General features: G+C 68.6%; 13 protein-coding genes and 1 tRNA gene. 9 read left to right on the forward strand and 5 right to left on the reverse strand.

Annotated features, from left to right (window positions below; translation table 11 throughout):
• Positions 1 to 57: 57 nt before the first annotated feature.
• Entirely contained in the window at positions 58 to 285 is a 228-nt protein-coding gene (gene tatA / locus J2852_RS10670) for a twin-arginine translocase TatA/TatE family subunit (protein WP_209875076.1), read from the forward strand.
• 136 nt (positions 286 to 421) lie between these two features.
• Here the strand turns inward: tatA and J2852_RS10675 are convergent.
• Positions 422 to 497, reverse strand: a tRNA-Glu gene (locus J2852_RS10675).
• Between the two features lie 113 nt (positions 498 to 610).
• Here J2852_RS10675 and J2852_RS10680 point away from each other — a divergent pair.
• From J2852_RS10680 to J2852_RS10695, 4 genes are all read left to right on the forward strand, one after another.
• Positions 611 to 1,510, forward strand: coding sequence for a YihY/virulence factor BrkB family protein (locus tag J2852_RS10680; RefSeq protein ID WP_209875079.1), 900 nt, complete (start codon positions 611 to 613; stop codon positions 1,508 to 1,510).
• Positions 1,511 to 1,676: 166 nt separating this feature from the next.
• Positions 1,677 to 3,326 (forward strand): hybrid sensor histidine kinase/response regulator, encoded by a 1,650-nt coding sequence (locus tag J2852_RS10685; RefSeq protein WP_209875082.1) that lies wholly within the window; start codon positions 1,677 to 1,679, stop codon positions 3,324 to 3,326.
• A 49-nt stretch (positions 3,327 to 3,375) separates the two neighbouring features.
• On the forward strand, positions 3,376 to 5,052 hold the full coding sequence (locus J2852_RS10690) for a PAS domain-containing sensor histidine kinase (protein ID WP_209875085.1): 1,677 nt from the start codon (positions 3,376 to 3,378) through the stop codon (positions 5,050 to 5,052).
• Entirely contained in the window at positions 5,049 to 5,441 is a 393-nt protein-coding gene (locus J2852_RS10695; RefSeq protein WP_209875088.1) for a response regulator, read from the forward strand. Before J2852_RS10690 ends, J2852_RS10695 begins: the two co-directional genes overlap by 4 nt.
• Positions 5,442 to 5,444: 3 nt before the next feature.
• Here J2852_RS10695 and J2852_RS10700 read toward each other — a convergent pair whose 3' ends face one another.
• Genes J2852_RS10700 through J2852_RS10715 form a run of 4 tightly spaced genes read right to left on the reverse strand, consistent with a single transcriptional unit; the run spans position 5,445 to position 9,622 of the window.
• Complete coding sequence (locus tag J2852_RS10700; RefSeq protein WP_343206717.1) at positions 5,445 to 5,753, reverse strand: MoaD/ThiS family protein; 309 nt, start codon at positions 5,751 to 5,753, stop codon at positions 5,445 to 5,447.
• Positions 5,750 to 7,147 (reverse strand): TfuA-like protein, encoded by a 1,398-nt coding sequence (locus tag J2852_RS10705; protein ID WP_209875092.1) that lies wholly within the window; start codon positions 7,145 to 7,147, stop codon positions 5,750 to 5,752. Before J2852_RS10705 ends, J2852_RS10700 begins: the two co-directional genes overlap by 4 nt.
• Positions 7,144 to 8,466 (reverse strand): YcaO-like family protein, encoded by a 1,323-nt coding sequence (locus J2852_RS10710; protein ID WP_209875095.1) that lies wholly within the window; start codon positions 8,464 to 8,466, stop codon positions 7,144 to 7,146. Before J2852_RS10710 ends, J2852_RS10705 begins: the two co-directional genes overlap by 4 nt.
• Positions 8,459 to 9,622 (reverse strand): hypothetical protein, encoded by a 1,164-nt coding sequence (locus J2852_RS10715; protein ID WP_209875098.1) that lies wholly within the window; start codon positions 9,620 to 9,622, stop codon positions 8,459 to 8,461. The genes J2852_RS10710 and J2852_RS10715 overlap by 8 nt, the downstream gene beginning before the upstream one ends.
• Positions 9,623 to 9,909: 287 nt before the next feature.
• Here J2852_RS10715 and J2852_RS10720 point away from each other — a divergent pair, with 287 nt between their 5' ends.
• The 4 genes from J2852_RS10720 (at position 9,910) to J2852_RS10735 (ending at position 13,358) form a co-directional block, all read left to right on the forward strand.
• Positions 9,910 to 11,604: an adenylate/guanylate cyclase domain-containing protein gene (locus J2852_RS10720; RefSeq protein ID WP_209875100.1), complete on the forward strand. Its 1,695-nt coding sequence runs from the start codon at positions 9,910 to 9,912 to the stop codon at positions 11,602 to 11,604.
• 127 nt (positions 11,605 to 11,731) lie between these two features.
• On the forward strand, positions 11,732 to 11,944 hold the full coding sequence (locus J2852_RS10725; protein WP_209875103.1) for a hypothetical protein: 213 nt from the start codon (positions 11,732 to 11,734) through the stop codon (positions 11,942 to 11,944).
• A 94-nt stretch (positions 11,945 to 12,038) separates the two neighbouring features.
• Positions 12,039 to 13,001, forward strand: a complete 963-nt coding sequence (locus J2852_RS10730) for a hypothetical protein (protein ID WP_209875105.1) — start codon at positions 12,039 to 12,041, stop codon at positions 12,999 to 13,001.
• 63 nt (positions 13,002 to 13,064) lie between these two features.
• On the forward strand, positions 13,065 to 13,358 hold the full coding sequence (locus tag J2852_RS10735; protein ID WP_209875108.1) for a hypothetical protein: 294 nt from the start codon (positions 13,065 to 13,067) through the stop codon (positions 13,356 to 13,358).
• Positions 13,359 to 13,371 lie beyond the last annotated feature (13 nt).

Raw genomic sequence — 13,371 nt, forward strand, 5'->3', positions numbered from 1 at the left:
CGATGCGCTTAACCTGCCGTCGCGCCGTTCCGCGCACCGGGCCGAAGGAGAGTAGCTGTGGGATTGAGCGTCTGGGAAATCCTGATCCTTCTGCTGATCGTCGCGATCATCTTCGGGGCGGGCAAGCTCCCGCAGCTCATGGGCGACCTCGGCAAGAGCATCCGAAGCTTCAAGGCCGGGTTGAACGAGGACGATACGCCTGTGGCGGCCACCACCGGCAACGATGCCCGCGATACGCCGGTGCGCCCGACCGAAGCCCGCAAGCGCCCGGAAGCCGGGGCGTGAGCCGATGATTTTGATGTGAGAATGAGTGAAGTCTGACCGGAGAAACCGCCGGAAGGAGGCCTCTTCTTGTCCTCCACTTCCGCCGGACCGGCATCCAACCAGATGCCCGGCCCGCATGCACAACTTCGTGCGGAAGTGGCGTCCCCACGGGGATTCGAACCCCGGTTGCCGCCGTGAGAGGGCGGTGTCCTAGGCCTCTAGACGATGGGGACGTCGTCGGCGCGGGAGGCGTTGTTTAGCGAAAGCGGAGGGGGGACGCAAGCGGGATCTTCAGGCCGCGTGTTTATTTTTTCGGATAAGCGCGCCTGATGCCCGGAGGCTCTCGATGAACGCAGTTTGGCGGGTTTGGGAAATCGTCGCCGCCGCCGCGCGCGGCTGGTTCAACGACGACGCCATGAGCCTCGGCGCGGCCATCGCCTTCTACACCATCTTCTCGCTGGCCCCGACGGCGATCCTGGTCACGGCGCTCGCCGGCCTTGCCTTCGGGGAGGAGGCTGCGCAGGGCGCGCTGGTGGAGCAGCTGTCCCGGCTGATCGGCCCGGAGCCAGCGCAGACCGTGCAAAGCCTGATCGCCAGCGCTGGGAACCGGCAAACCGGCGTGTGGGCGAGCGTCCTCGGGATCGCCACCATCGTCGTCGGCGCGACCACCGTGTTCGCCGAGTTGCAGACGGCGCTGAACCGCGTCTGGAAGGCCGAGCCACCCGCCGAGTCCACCGTCACCTGGCTGGTCACCGTCCGGCTGAAGGCCCTGGCGCTGATCGCCGCCATCGGATTCCTGCTGATCGTGTCGCTGGCGGTCAGCGCGGCGCTCGCCGTGTTCGGCACATGGGTGGGGCGGTATCTTCCAGCCTTGCCCACCCTGCTGTGGATCGTGGACGTCGTCACGTCCTGGGTAGTGCTGACCGTGCTGTTCGCGCTGATCTACCGCGTCCTGCCCGACACCCGCATTCCCTGGATGGACGTCTGGTTCGGCGCCGCGATCACGGCGCTGCTGTTCGCCGTGGGCAAGTTCCTGATCGGCTTTTATCTCGGCACCAGCGGTGTGGCGACCGTCTACGGGGCGGCGGGGTCCTTCGTGCTCGTCCTGCTGTGGGTCTACTATTCCGCGTCGATCTTCCTGTTCGGGGCGGAGATCACGCGCGCCTATTCGGAACGCGTCGGCAGCCGCTCCCGCCGAGCGTCAGCGACATCGTGCCGCACGCCGTCCGAGGCCCCGGCCCCCTGAGAAGGCCGTTCGCACAAGCAGCGCATGCACGCCCTATGGTAAACATGCTATGGTGTCGCATGTGCGTACGGTGGAGGTGGGTCATAACGTCTTCAATCTTACCGATGCCCCGACCGTGGAGGAACGACGGCCCGCCCCGAGGATGGGTCCGCGCTGGGAAGACGGGATGAGCAAGATTCTGGTGGTCGACGACGAGCGCGACGTGGAGGTGCTGATCACCCAGCGCTTCCGGCGGGCCGTGCGCGCCGGCGAAATGCAGTTCCTGTTCGCCCATGATGGCGACGAGGCGCTCGCCGCCCTGCGCTCGGATCCCGACATCGACATGGTGCTGAGCGACATCAACATGCCGGGCATGGACGGGTTGACGCTGCTGGACCACCTGCCGAAGGTGAACGCCGACGTGCGCGCCGTGATGGTGTCGGCCTACGACGACCTCGGCAACGTGCGCGCGGCCATGAATCGCGGCGCCTTCGACTTCATCACCAAGCCCATCGACTTCGCCGACCTGGAAGCGACCATCCGCAAGACGCTGGCGGTACGGCAGGCCGAACGCGAGCTGCGCGACGCCCTGTTCGAAACCCGCGCGGCCGAGGCGGCGTCGCGCGAACAGGCCGCGCGCCTGCGCCGCGTGCTGGACGGCAGCCCCATCGGCGTCTTCATCGCGGCGGAGGACGGCGACATCCTCTACTGCAACCGCCAATGCACCGACCTGTTCGGCCTGTCGCCGGAGGCGATGCGGGAGCGTGGGGCGGCGGCGCTCTACAGTCACATCATGGCACGCAAGCGGCTGCTGGTCCGCCTGCGCCGGGGCCGCCCGATTCGCGACGAGGAGGTTCCCTTCACCCGCCCGGACGGCAGCACCGTGTGGGCCATCCTGTCCTTCGATCAGACCATGTACGAAGGGCGCGTGGTGTTCGTCGTGTGGGTCTACGACATCACCGAGCGCAAGGCCCAGGCCGAGGCGTTGCGCGCCGCCAAGGACGCGGCGGAATCCGCGCTCGCCGATCTGGAACGCATGCAGGAGGACCTGATCCGGGCCGAGAAGATGGCCGTGATCGGGCAGCTGATCGCCGCCGTCGCGCACGAAATCAACACGCCGGTTGGCGTGGCCTTGACGGCGGCAACGCATCTGCTGACGGTTTCCGACACCATCTCCGGCACCTTCAACGACGGGCTGCTGCGCCGCACCGACCTGGAGAATTATCTGGATACGGCGCGCGAGGTTGCCTGTCTCCTGGTCACCAACATCGAGCGCGCGGTCGCCCTGATCCAAAGCCTGAAGCTGGTGACGGAGGGGCGCGCCTCCATGCCGCGCAGCCGCTTCGACCTGAGGGAGTATCTGGAGGATATCCTGCTGGCCGTCCGGGTGCAGCCGGTTGCGGTGGGGCACGAACTGCTGCTCGACTGCCCGAAGGATCTGGTTCTGGACAGCTATCCGGGGACGCTGACCGAGGTGCTGATCAGCCTGCTGACCAACGCCTTCAACCACGCCTTCGAACCGGGCCGTTTGGGCCGCGTCGTCATTTCGGCGGCGATGCTGCCCGATGAGCGGGTGGAATTGCGGGTCAGCGACAACGGCCGGGGCATCCCGCGCGAGATCCTGCCCCGTCTGTTCGAGCCCTTTGCGACCACCCGGCGCGGGGCCGGCAGCATCGGCCTCGGGCTCTACGCCGCCTTCAATCTGGTGACGGACAAGCTGCACGGCGAAATCCGGGCGGAGAGCGAGCCCGGTCGCGGCGCCTGTTTCATCCTGCGCCTGCCCATCGACGCTCCGGCCGAGGCGCTCGCCGCCGAAGCCATGGCCGGGACGGCCTGAGCAAACGCACTTTCCAGCAAACACGATGTCCAACGATGAGCGCAGCGGCATGGAAAACGACAGGCCGGACGATACCGACACCGTGATCGAGAGCGCCCGGCGGTACCGCGATCAGGTCCTTGCCGTTGTGCCCGGCCTGCTGATCCATCGCGGCGAGCGCGTCATCCACTGCAACGAGGCTCTGGCCCGCCTGCTCGGTTACGACTCTCCGGCCGAGATCGCGGCCTTGCCGGACGTGCTGCGTCTGGTGCCGGACGACGCCGCCTACGCCGAGCGGCAGGCCTACGAGGGCTGCCTTGCCGGCGAGCGGCGCACCGACGTCCGCCGGACCAAGCGCCGCTGCGCCGATTCGAGCGTCCAGTGGTTCGACCAGCTTCTGGAACCGGTGGAGTGGGGTGGGGAGCCGGCGGTTCTGGAAATGCTGACCGTGGTGCGCCCGCACGACGGCTTCACCGAACTGCCGCACCAGTGGCAACGCCTGCAATCCGCCATCGACGCCATGCCGAACGGCGTGCTGATGCTGGACGCCGAAGGCCGGATGGAGGGCGTGAACAGCGAGCTGCTGCGCCTGTGGGACTACCCGCCGGGGCTGTTTCCGCCGGGCACCTCCATGAAGGCCATGCTGTGCTACAACCACGAGCGCGGCGACTATGGCGACGCGCCCCTGGAAAGCAAGATCGACGAGTTCCGGGGCCTGCTGAAGATCCGGGGCGTGGTTCATTCGGAGCGGCGCGTGCCGAGCGGCCGCGTGCTCGACATCCGGGCGGCCCCGCGTTCGGACGGCGGCTTCGTCCTGACCCACTTCGACATCACCGACCGCAAGCGCATCGAGGACGAACTGCGCGAGGCGCGCGACCAGGCGGAAAGCCTGTTGCAGGAACTGCGCGAGACGCAGCAGCAGCTGATCGTTCAGGAAAAGATGGCCTCGCTCGGCCAGCTGGCCGCCGGCATCGCCCACGAACTGAAGAACCCGCTGAACTTCGTCAACAACTTCGCCGAACTGTCGGGCGAGCTGCTGGACGAGCTGACGGAGCTGATCGCCCCGCTCGGTGACCAATTGAACGGTGACGCGCGGGCCGATTTCGACGATCTGGTCGGCAATCTTCAGGGCAACCTGCGCAAGATCGCCGACCACGGGCGCCGCGCCGACGGCATCGTCAAGAGCATGCTCGCCCATTCGCGCGGCGGCGGCGGGGAATGGCGGCGCACCGACCTCAACGCGCTGGTCGAGGAAAGTTTGACGCTCGCCTACCACGCCGCGCGCGCGCAGGACCGCGATTTCAACACCGCCCTCGACCGCCGTCTGGACCCGGCGGTGGGCACCATCGACATCGTGCCGCAGGACGTGTCGCGGGTGCTGGTCAACCTTTTCGCGAATTCCTTCTACGCGATGCGCAAGCGCCAGATGTCGATTCCCGATCGGGACTATCGGCCGACGCTGACCGTTTCCACGGCCGATTGCAAAGACAAGATCGAAATCAGGGTGCGCGACAACGGGTTGGGCATTCCGGAATCCGTAATGACCAAGTTGTTCACGCCGTTCTTCACCACCAAGCCGACCGGGGAAGGGACCGGTTTGGGGCTTTCTCTCAGCTACGACATCGTGGTACACCAGCACCGTGGCCGTTTCGACGTCAGCAGCGTCGAAAACGACTATACGGAATTCACCATTACGTTGCCGCGCGTCGCATCGGCGGTGTCGTTGGGGGAGCGTCGCAGACCATGACCGTCGGGATCCTTGTCGTGGATGACGAGCCGGACGTTGAGGATCTGTTCCGCCAGCGTTTCCGGTCCGAGCTGCGTAAAGGGCAACTGGTCCTGCATTTCGCCAAGTCGGCCGAGGAGGCCTTGGCGCTGCTGGACGGCGGTCTGGATCCGGAGGCCGTTCTGGTCCTCAGCGACATCAAGATGCCGGGCATGAGCGGCCTCGACCTGCTGCAACGCCTGCGCGCCGAAACGCCGGGCGTGCCGGTGGTCATGGTCACCGCCTATGGAGACGCGGAGAGCCGTCGCCGCGCGCTGGACGAGGGCGCGCTGGATCTGGTGACCAAGCCCGTGGATTTCGTCGCCCTGAAGAAGGTGATGAACAGCGTGCTGCCGCACACGGCGGCGTAACGCTCACCCCCCCGCGATGGCCACCATCAATGTCAGGGTCGCTCCGGCCGGGACGTGCGTGTCCAAGCCGCCCTGACGGCGCACGTCGTTCCCGCCGAGATACACGTTCACGAAGCGGCGCAGGTCGCCCTCGGCGGTGAACAGCCGCTCGCGGAAGATCGCGTCGGCGCCGACCAACGCGGTCAGGGCCTCCCGCACCGTGGCGCCGGTCACGGCCACCTCGCCCCGGCCGCCGACGAAACCGCGCAACGGCCCCGGCACGCGGATGCTCACCTCGTTCACCGCACTGTGGCTCACCGCAACCTCGCTCACGGCACCGTCTCCCCTTCGCGCAAGGCCGCCTCGGCCTCATCGGCCAGACGGCGGAACAGGTCGCGGACCTGACGCGCCTTCACCAGATCGATGCGCAGGTCGTTCGCGTCCTTGAAGCCGGCCTCATAGGCCCAGGCGGTGTAATGGGCGTCCATCCGCCCATCGGTCTGTTCGATGTGGTCGAGCACCAGCCGGTCCATCTCCACCGCCGGCTGACGGCTGAAGTCAGCGAAGTGCAGCTCGGCGACGCGCTCGGCAAGGGCCGCATCCTCGGCCACCGCCTCGTACAGGCCGCGCACGCGCAGCTCGTTCAGCACGGGGCGCGTGGTGCGTGCCATGAAGCGGCGGGCGATCAGCCAATGGCGCATGGCCCGCTCGACCGCCAGTTCCATCATCAGGCCGGAGAATTCCGCCTCGGTCAGGTCGTTGCGGCGTTGCCAGCCGGCCAGCGCCTCGGCACTGGTGATGCCCCGGCGCCAGCAGAAGCGTCGCGTCTCCTCCGTCACCGCCGCCGCGTCCACCGTCACGCCGACCAGTTCGGCCAGTTGCAGGGACAGAACCCGGCCCAGCGCCGCCGCGTTGATCTCGGCGAAGTCGGCGCGGTGCAGGGCGGCGTGGTTGGCGATGCTGGACAGCGGGACCTCATGCCCGCCATGGACGGCGCGGCGGTCGCGTTCGTACAGCACCTCGAAGAAATGCGTGCGGTTGAAGTCGAAGGGCACGCGCGGGGGCAGGGCGGTCACGCCCCGCAGAGCGAGGTCGCGCAGATGGTGCAGCAGCGTCTCGGCGTCCCGCCGCTTCAGGTCCACATAGCCGGTGGCGAGAAAGCCTTCCAACCGCTCCGTCTCGGCGTCGGTCAGTCCAGCCTCGGCCCAGATCCGGTCGCGCGCGCGCTCCGGGAAGTACAGCCGCTTGGCGGCGGCGACCAGCCGGTCGTGCAGCGCAGCGTCGATCACCCCGGCGTCTTGCGCTGCCCGGAAGCTGGCGCGCAGGTTCACCATCGGCTCGGACAGCGGCATAAAACCGTCTTCCGGCCCGGCGTGGGCGAGAGCGACCTCGTCGTCCTCGGTCAGGGTGCCGTCGGTGTACTGGCGCACCACCTCGCCGACGCCGATCATCCCGTATTCGGCGCACTCCACCGCGCGCAGTGCGCCCATGCTGGAGGCGCCGAATACGGTCACCCCTTCGTGCAGGGCGAACAGGATCTCCTTGTGCCAGACGGCCAGCGATTGCCCGAACACGCCGTCGATCAGGGCCAGCACGTCCGGCCGGTGGATGTGCAGCGCGCTGACCACGTCGGCCTGCGCCACCGGCGGCAGGTAGACCGCGTCCGGCAGAATGGCGCGGGCGGCTTCGACCGGCATGGTCGGGCCGAGGAAGACGCAAATCTTCATGTCGGCATTCCGGCGGGCATTGGCTGGGCGGACATTGGCTGAGCGGACAGCGAAGGGGCGGCCATCGCGTTGGCGAGGGCGGCGGCGAAGGCCTGCGCGCGCGGCCCCGGCGTGTAGAAATCGGAGCAATAGCCTTCCAGCCCCGGCACCACCACTCGGCCCACCGGGATTCCCTTGTCCGCGTGGGTCAGGTCGAAGGCGATGGCCTGCCCGATCCCGGCGCGGCGCAACGCGTCCAGCAGCAGGGCGATGTCCCCTTCGAAAGTCGGGGTGGCACGGTTGGGATGGCGCCGGCCGTCCACGGTGGCGGGCGCCGCCTCCAGGGCCGCCACTTGGACGGCGTCGTCGGCGCTCTGGTTCATCTGGATGTCGCGGCGGAAGAAGTCGTCGCGCGACCCAGCGATCAGGACGAGACGCGACTGCACCGCTTCCGTCAGGGCGCGGGACATGGCGACCGCCGGTTCCAGATGGCTGCCATAGCCCCGGTGCATGCCGCCGTGGCGCAGTTCCCGGTCGTAGACGATGGCCATGTAGGTCGGAACACCTGTGTCCACCGTCATATCGTAGAGCAGCGGGCGGATGCCCGCCTCGGCGAAGCGCGCCACCAGATCCCGGATCACCGGGCTGTCCACGGTGTTCAGATCGACGCGCGGCGTGGCGCAGCCGAGCACGCCACCGGCGAATTTCCAGCAGGCGACAGCGTCGCGCTCGATCACCTCGTAGAGGGCCGCCGCGATGGCCTCCAGGATGTGGTTGCCGCTGGCCAGCCCGTTGGTGCCCATGGCGTAGAAGCTGCGCAGGCCCGGCCTCGGCACCGGGGGACCGAGCATGCCGACCGCCGTCCAGGGGGCGGCGACCGGCCTGTTGCTCATCAAATCCCAGCCCCAGGCCCAATATTCGGGCAGGTCGGGCCGAAAGGAACCGTTCCGGGTGCCCGGCAACCGGTCGATCGGGATCCGGCCGTCCGGGGGCAGGGCGTTCCACGGGCATTCGACCGGCGGAAGCGCGAGCGCCTCCGCGTGGTAGACCTCGATGCCCTCCATGGCGGCCGACACCGTGGCGGCGGTCAGGCTGAACCCCTTCCCGGCGCTGTTCGACAGCGACGGGCTGTTCGGCCGGTGGGCCAGCACGGTGTGGATGCCGATGCGGTCAAGGCCGGTCACGTCGGCGAGGCGGGTGATCCCGCACCGCCGCAGATGCGGCCTGATCCGCTCCAGCGTTTCTTCCGGGGTCGCGGTGCGATGGGTCCCCAGGAAGAAACGCTTGGCCGCCCGGTGAACGGTGTCGCCGAGCCGGATACCCGAACCGGTCTCAGTCATCAGCCTTCTTCACCGGCTGGGTCTGCGGAGCGGCGACGGTTCCCTCGGCCGGCTGGCCGGCGAAGATGAAGCCGCTCGCGGTGGCTCCGGCGGCGGGCTGACCCGAGAAGATCGGGGCGGTCGCCGGCTGACCGGCAAAAATTCCAGCAGCCGGTTGGCCGGCGAAGATGCCCGCCGCTGGCTGGCCAGCAAAAATCCCAGCGGCCGGGTGGCCGGCAAAGATGCCAGCAGCCGGTTGGCCCGCGAAGATTCCGGCAGCCGGCTGACCGGCGAAGATGCCTGCGGCCGTCGTAGCGCCCGTGGCGGGCTGACCCGCGAAGATGTGGCTACCGGCGGCGGCACCCGTCGCCGGCTGGCCCGAGAAGATCGGAGCGGCGGTCGGCTGACCCGAGAAGATTGGCGCGCCCGCCGTCGCACCGGTCGCGGGCTGGCCCGAGAAGATGGGGGCGGCTGCCGGCTGACCGGCGAAAATGCCCGCCGCCGGCTGGCCGGCGAAGATTCCAGCGGCCGGCTGGCCCGCGAAAATGCCCGCGCCCGTCGTGGCGCCCGTGGCGGGCTGACCGGCGAAGATTGGGGCGCCGGCCGTGGCACCCGTCATCGGCTGGGCCACGAAGATGAAGGCGCCCGTGGCCGCGCTGGGGAGCGGCTGGGCGACGAAGATGAAGGCACTGGCGGTGGCGCCGGTGGCGGGCTGACCCGAGAAGATGGGGGCCGCCGGCTGGCCGGCAAAAATTCCCGCCGCCGGCTGGCCGGCGAAGATCCCAGCGGCCGGCTGGCCCGCGAAGATGCCCGCAGCCGGCTGGCCAGCGAAAATCCCGGCGCTCGCGCCGCCGTCCGTGGTGGCGCCATTGGTCGGTTGGCCGGCGAAGATCGGAGCGCCGGCCGGCTGAGCCGCGACAGCGGGCGCGCTGGCGGCTGCGGCCGCGGTGGCGATCGACTCGGCGGCCACGCCCGGATCGACGTTCTGGCCTTTGGCGGTCAGGGAGCGCAGCGCATCACCGGCGGCCGACCGCACCTCCTCGGCATCCACGCCTTCGAAACCGCTGCTGGCGAGCAAGGCACGCTTGCCGGCGGCGTCCAAGCCGTTCAGCGTGTTGCGGAACTCGCTGTCGGTGGCAAGGCGTTTGATGAGGTCGAGCGCGCGAGTGTTCGCCATCGTATTCCCCCTGTTATCCCGTTTTCCCGGTCAAGACACCCGCACTCGGTGTGCGTCGTGCCACGTTTGCAAGTTATTATAGTCAGCGATAACGATGGAACTACCACCAAATTTCCGCATCCGTGAGTGCGTATGGATGCGAATTCGCATGCATGCGACGTTTTGTTGCACGCCACCTCCATCTCCCACAGGTTGCAGCCCTCCTCTCCCGAAGGGGCGGCTGACACGGGCGGGCGGTCTGTGCCAGGGTCATGGTGCGCCGCCCAGCACATCGGGAGGGAATCGCGATGACGGACAACGCGGTTCGAAGCGGGAATTCCGGCTGGGTGCCGGCGCGGCCCTCGGTGCGCGCCCTGCGGCTGACCACCGGGCTCGTGATCTTCAGCTTCGTGGCGACGCATCTGCTGAACCACGCGATGGGCCTTGTCTCGCTGGACGCGATGGACGTGGCGCGGGGCTGGTTCGTCGGCTTCTGGCGCAGCACCCCGGCGACGATCCTGTTCTATGGGTCGGTGCTCGTCCACGCCGCCCTGGCGATGGTGGCGCTGTACCGGCGCCGCACGCTGCGCATGCCGCCGGGGGAACTGGCGCAGCTGGTCCTCGGGCTGGCGGTTCCGTTCCTGGTGATCCCGCATGCCGTAGCAACGCGGCTGCACGCGGTCCTGACCGGGCTTGAGGACACATACGATGTGGTTGTGCAGGCGCTGTGGGTGGACTCGCCAATGGTCGGCCTGCGCCAAGTGCTGACTCTGCTGGTGGTCTGGACCCATGGCTGCATCGGCATTCACTTCTGGCTCCGCCACCGATCCTGGTATCCGGCCGCAGCACCATGGCTGTTCGCGGTGGCTCTGCTGATCCCCGTCCTGGCCCTGATCGGCTTCGCCCAGGCGGGCAAGGAGGTTGCCGGACTGGTCGCGCGCTACGGGCCGGAGGTGCGCGGCCCCGACCCGCCGACCCTGGAGTGGGTGCGGTCGGGCGCCTACGGCCTGTTCGGCGGGGCCATCGCGGCGACGCTCGCGGCGCGGGGCGTACGGGCATTGCGACGGCGGCGCACGCTGGTGCGGATCGCCTATCCCGACCGCCAGACCGTCGCCGTGCCGCGCGGCTTCAGCGTGCTGGAGGCGAGCCGGCTGGCCGGTATCCCGCATGTGTCCGTCTGCGGCGGGCGGGGCCGCTGCTCGACCTGCCGGGTGCGCATCGTGGAAGGGGCGGACAAGCTGCCCGAGCCGAACGCCGACGAGCGCGCCACGCTGGACCGGGTCGGCGCGCCGCAGGGTGTCCGGCTCGCCTGCCAGCTGCGCCCCACCGCCGACCTCGCGGTGATTCCGCTGATCCGCTCCACCCCGCTGGGGCCGCGGCCGCGCACCGATGGCCGCTGGAGTGGTGAGGAGCGCGCCATTGCCGTCCTGTTCTGCGACCTGCGCGGCTTCACCGCCCTGTCCGAACAGAAGCTGCCCTTCGACGTGGTCCATCTGCTGAACCAGTATTTCGCCATGATCGGGCAGGTGGTGGAAGGGGAGGGCGGGCGCGTGGACAAGTTCATCGGTGACGGCGCCATGGCCCTGTTCGGCGTGGACGGCAACCCGGACCGCGCCTGCCGTCAGGCCATCGCCGCCGCCTGCGCGGTCGCCGCCGGCGTCGAGCAGATGAGCCAAGGCTTGCAGGCCGACATGTCCCACCCGCTGCGTCTCGCCATGGGGCTGCACGCGGGCATCGCCATCGTCGGGGAGATGGGTTACGGCCCGGCCACCTCGCTCACCGCCGTCGGCGACGTGGTCAACGTGGCGAGCCGGCTGGAGGGGCTTGCCAAGGAACTGGACGCGGAACTCGTCGTCTCCGACACGGTTGTTCGGCGGGCGGGGCTGGACCTCGGCGATGGTGCGGCGCGGGATATCGCGGTGCGCGGCCGGGCGGCTCCGGTGCGGGTTCTGGTCCTTCCCAGCACGGCGCACCTGCGGGCGGTGCTGGAGCGGCCGGGCTAGCCGGTTGGATTGATCTTTCGTGCACCAGCCTTGACATGGCAGTGGCCCTGACGCATTTATAGTGCACCGCAGCAAAACAAGAACCCATTCCGGGAGAGACGCCTTCTCGATCCTTGAGGAGGTTTCCTTGATCACCACGCATTCCGACGTTTCCTCGACCAATTCCCCCTCGGTCACCTTCCCCTCGGCCCTTCCGTCCGCCGCAGACCTGCGCCGCATCCGTCGCGAAGCCGAAGAGATCCGCGCCGAGACCATCCGCAACATCTTCCGCAAGCTGATCACGGCTCTGTCCGGCTTCGGCCGCGCGCCGTCCCTGCGTCTGGGCGAGCGCCGGGCGTAAAGCACCCTCCTTCAAAAATTCTGCAAGACCCCACCGCGCCTATGGAGGCGCGGCGAGGGCTCTCTTTGTCTTTTGGTAATCCATGGAGTTCGTCATGGAAAAGCGAGCGGTCGCCCTCGGCGGCTTCGGTGGCTTCAACCTGCACGGGGCGGGTGTTCTGACGGCGCTGGACCGCACCGGCGCCATGCCCGACCTGTTCACGGTGACCTCCGGGCAGATCGTCGTCCTTGCCGCGTGGCTGCGCGGCGAGAACGTGCGTGATCTGCTTCTGCACCGGGATCGCGCATCCGGCCCGTTCCAGACCTGGTGGACGGCCATCTTCGGCCACACCGGCGTCTTCCGGCCCGCCATCCATGAGCACGCGCGCCGCTGGCTCGACGTGCCGCTGTCGCCCGACGCCATGCTGGAGCGGCTGATGCCGGCCCGCCAGTACCTTCCCGCCCGCGAAACCGGCTACGCCGAGGAGATCGCGCGCACGCTGAACGAGGCCGAGGTCGGCGTGGTGTTCAACACCTACGATTTCCGGGCCGGGGAGGGCGTGCTGCACGGCAACCCCGCCGCGCGCCGCCTGATGGCCGGCGAGGTCGGGCTGGAGGACATCACGCCCGAGGCGGTGCAAAGCGCCCTGTGGTTGTACCTCTACGGCTTCGAGGAGGCGCCTGGCGGCCTGATCGACGGCGCCTACCACCGCAGCATCATTCTGGCCGAACTGCACGGCTTCGATCACGTGACCGTGGCGGCGCCCTTCCCGGTGTCCTGGCTGGGGCCGGTGCCGAAGAACCAGCTTGAGGTGGAGAACTGGAAAATCCGCCAGTGGTTCGCCAACTCCTACAAGGCCGAGGTGGCCCGCCTGCGCCGCGTGATCGATCTGATCGACAGGGGCACGTTGCAGGACCCAGCCTACCGCATCCGCTCCCTGACCGAGCTGCCGCTGCGCCGGCATTACGGCTATTTCGACTACTTCACCGAAAAGGAGGAGGTGTTCGACGACGCCCTGGTTCAGGCCCTCGACGCTTTCGGGGAGCCGGAACGGCGCCGGATCCGCTCTGCCGGGTAGGTGACGTTCCTCATGCCGGCCCCAACTGTTCCCCGCTGAAGCTGTTGTAAGGAACGGGCAGACATGAGGAACGCCATGGCCATCGAACGCAACCGGCCGGACGGCGCATCGTCCGGCAAGTCATCGGGCAGCAATTCATCGGGCAGCAATTCGTCGGGCGGCGACAAGCCGTCGATCGTCGATCTGGTCACCGACCCCGAACGGTTCGACCAATGGCAACGCCAGCGCGAACGGGAAGAGGCGGCGGACAAGCGCCCGTCGTCCTCCGACCGGCCATCATCGGACCGTCCGTCTTCAGAGCGGCCACCGTCGGCCCGTCCACCATCGGACCGTGACGAGCGCGGCCGGGATTCCTGATGGAGACCCGGCC

It is taken from the genome of Azospirillum soli, assembly GCF_017876165.1.
Taxonomy (GTDB): Bacteria; Pseudomonadota; Alphaproteobacteria; order Azospirillales; family Azospirillaceae; genus Azospirillum; species Azospirillum soli.

Bases quoted from the DNA above. Each gene is read 5' to 3' on its own strand.
- J2852_RS10680 (WP_209875079.1), top strand. From the start codon at position 611: ATGAACGCAGTTTGGCGGGTTTGGGAAATCGTCGCCGCCGCCGCGCGC.
- J2852_RS10685 (WP_209875082.1), top strand. From the start codon at position 1,677: ATGAGCAAGATTCTGGTGGTCGACGACGAGCGCGACGTGGAGGTGCTG.
- J2852_RS10690 (WP_209875085.1), top strand. From the start codon at position 3,376: ATGGAAAACGACAGGCCGGACGATACCGACACCGTGATCGAGAGCGCC.
- J2852_RS10695 (WP_209875088.1), top strand. From the start codon at position 5,049: ATGACCGTCGGGATCCTTGTCGTGGATGACGAGCCGGACGTTGAGGAT.
- J2852_RS10705 (WP_209875092.1), bottom strand. From the start codon at position 7,147: ATGAAGATTTGCGTCTTCCTCGGCCCGACCATGCCGGTCGAAGCCGCC.
- J2852_RS10710 (WP_209875095.1), bottom strand. From the start codon at position 8,466: ATGACTGAGACCGGTTCGGGTATCCGGCTCGGCGACACCGTTCACCGG.
- J2852_RS10715 (WP_209875098.1), bottom strand. From the start codon at position 9,622: ATGGCGAACACTCGCGCGCTCGACCTCATCAAACGCCTTGCCACCGAC.
- J2852_RS10720 (WP_209875100.1), top strand. From the start codon at position 9,910: ATGACGGACAACGCGGTTCGAAGCGGGAATTCCGGCTGGGTGCCGGCG.
- J2852_RS10730 (WP_209875105.1), top strand. From the start codon at position 12,039: ATGGAAAAGCGAGCGGTCGCCCTCGGCGGCTTCGGTGGCTTCAACCTG.
- J2852_RS10735 (WP_209875108.1), top strand. From the start codon at position 13,065: ATGAGGAACGCCATGGCCATCGAACGCAACCGGCCGGACGGCGCATCG.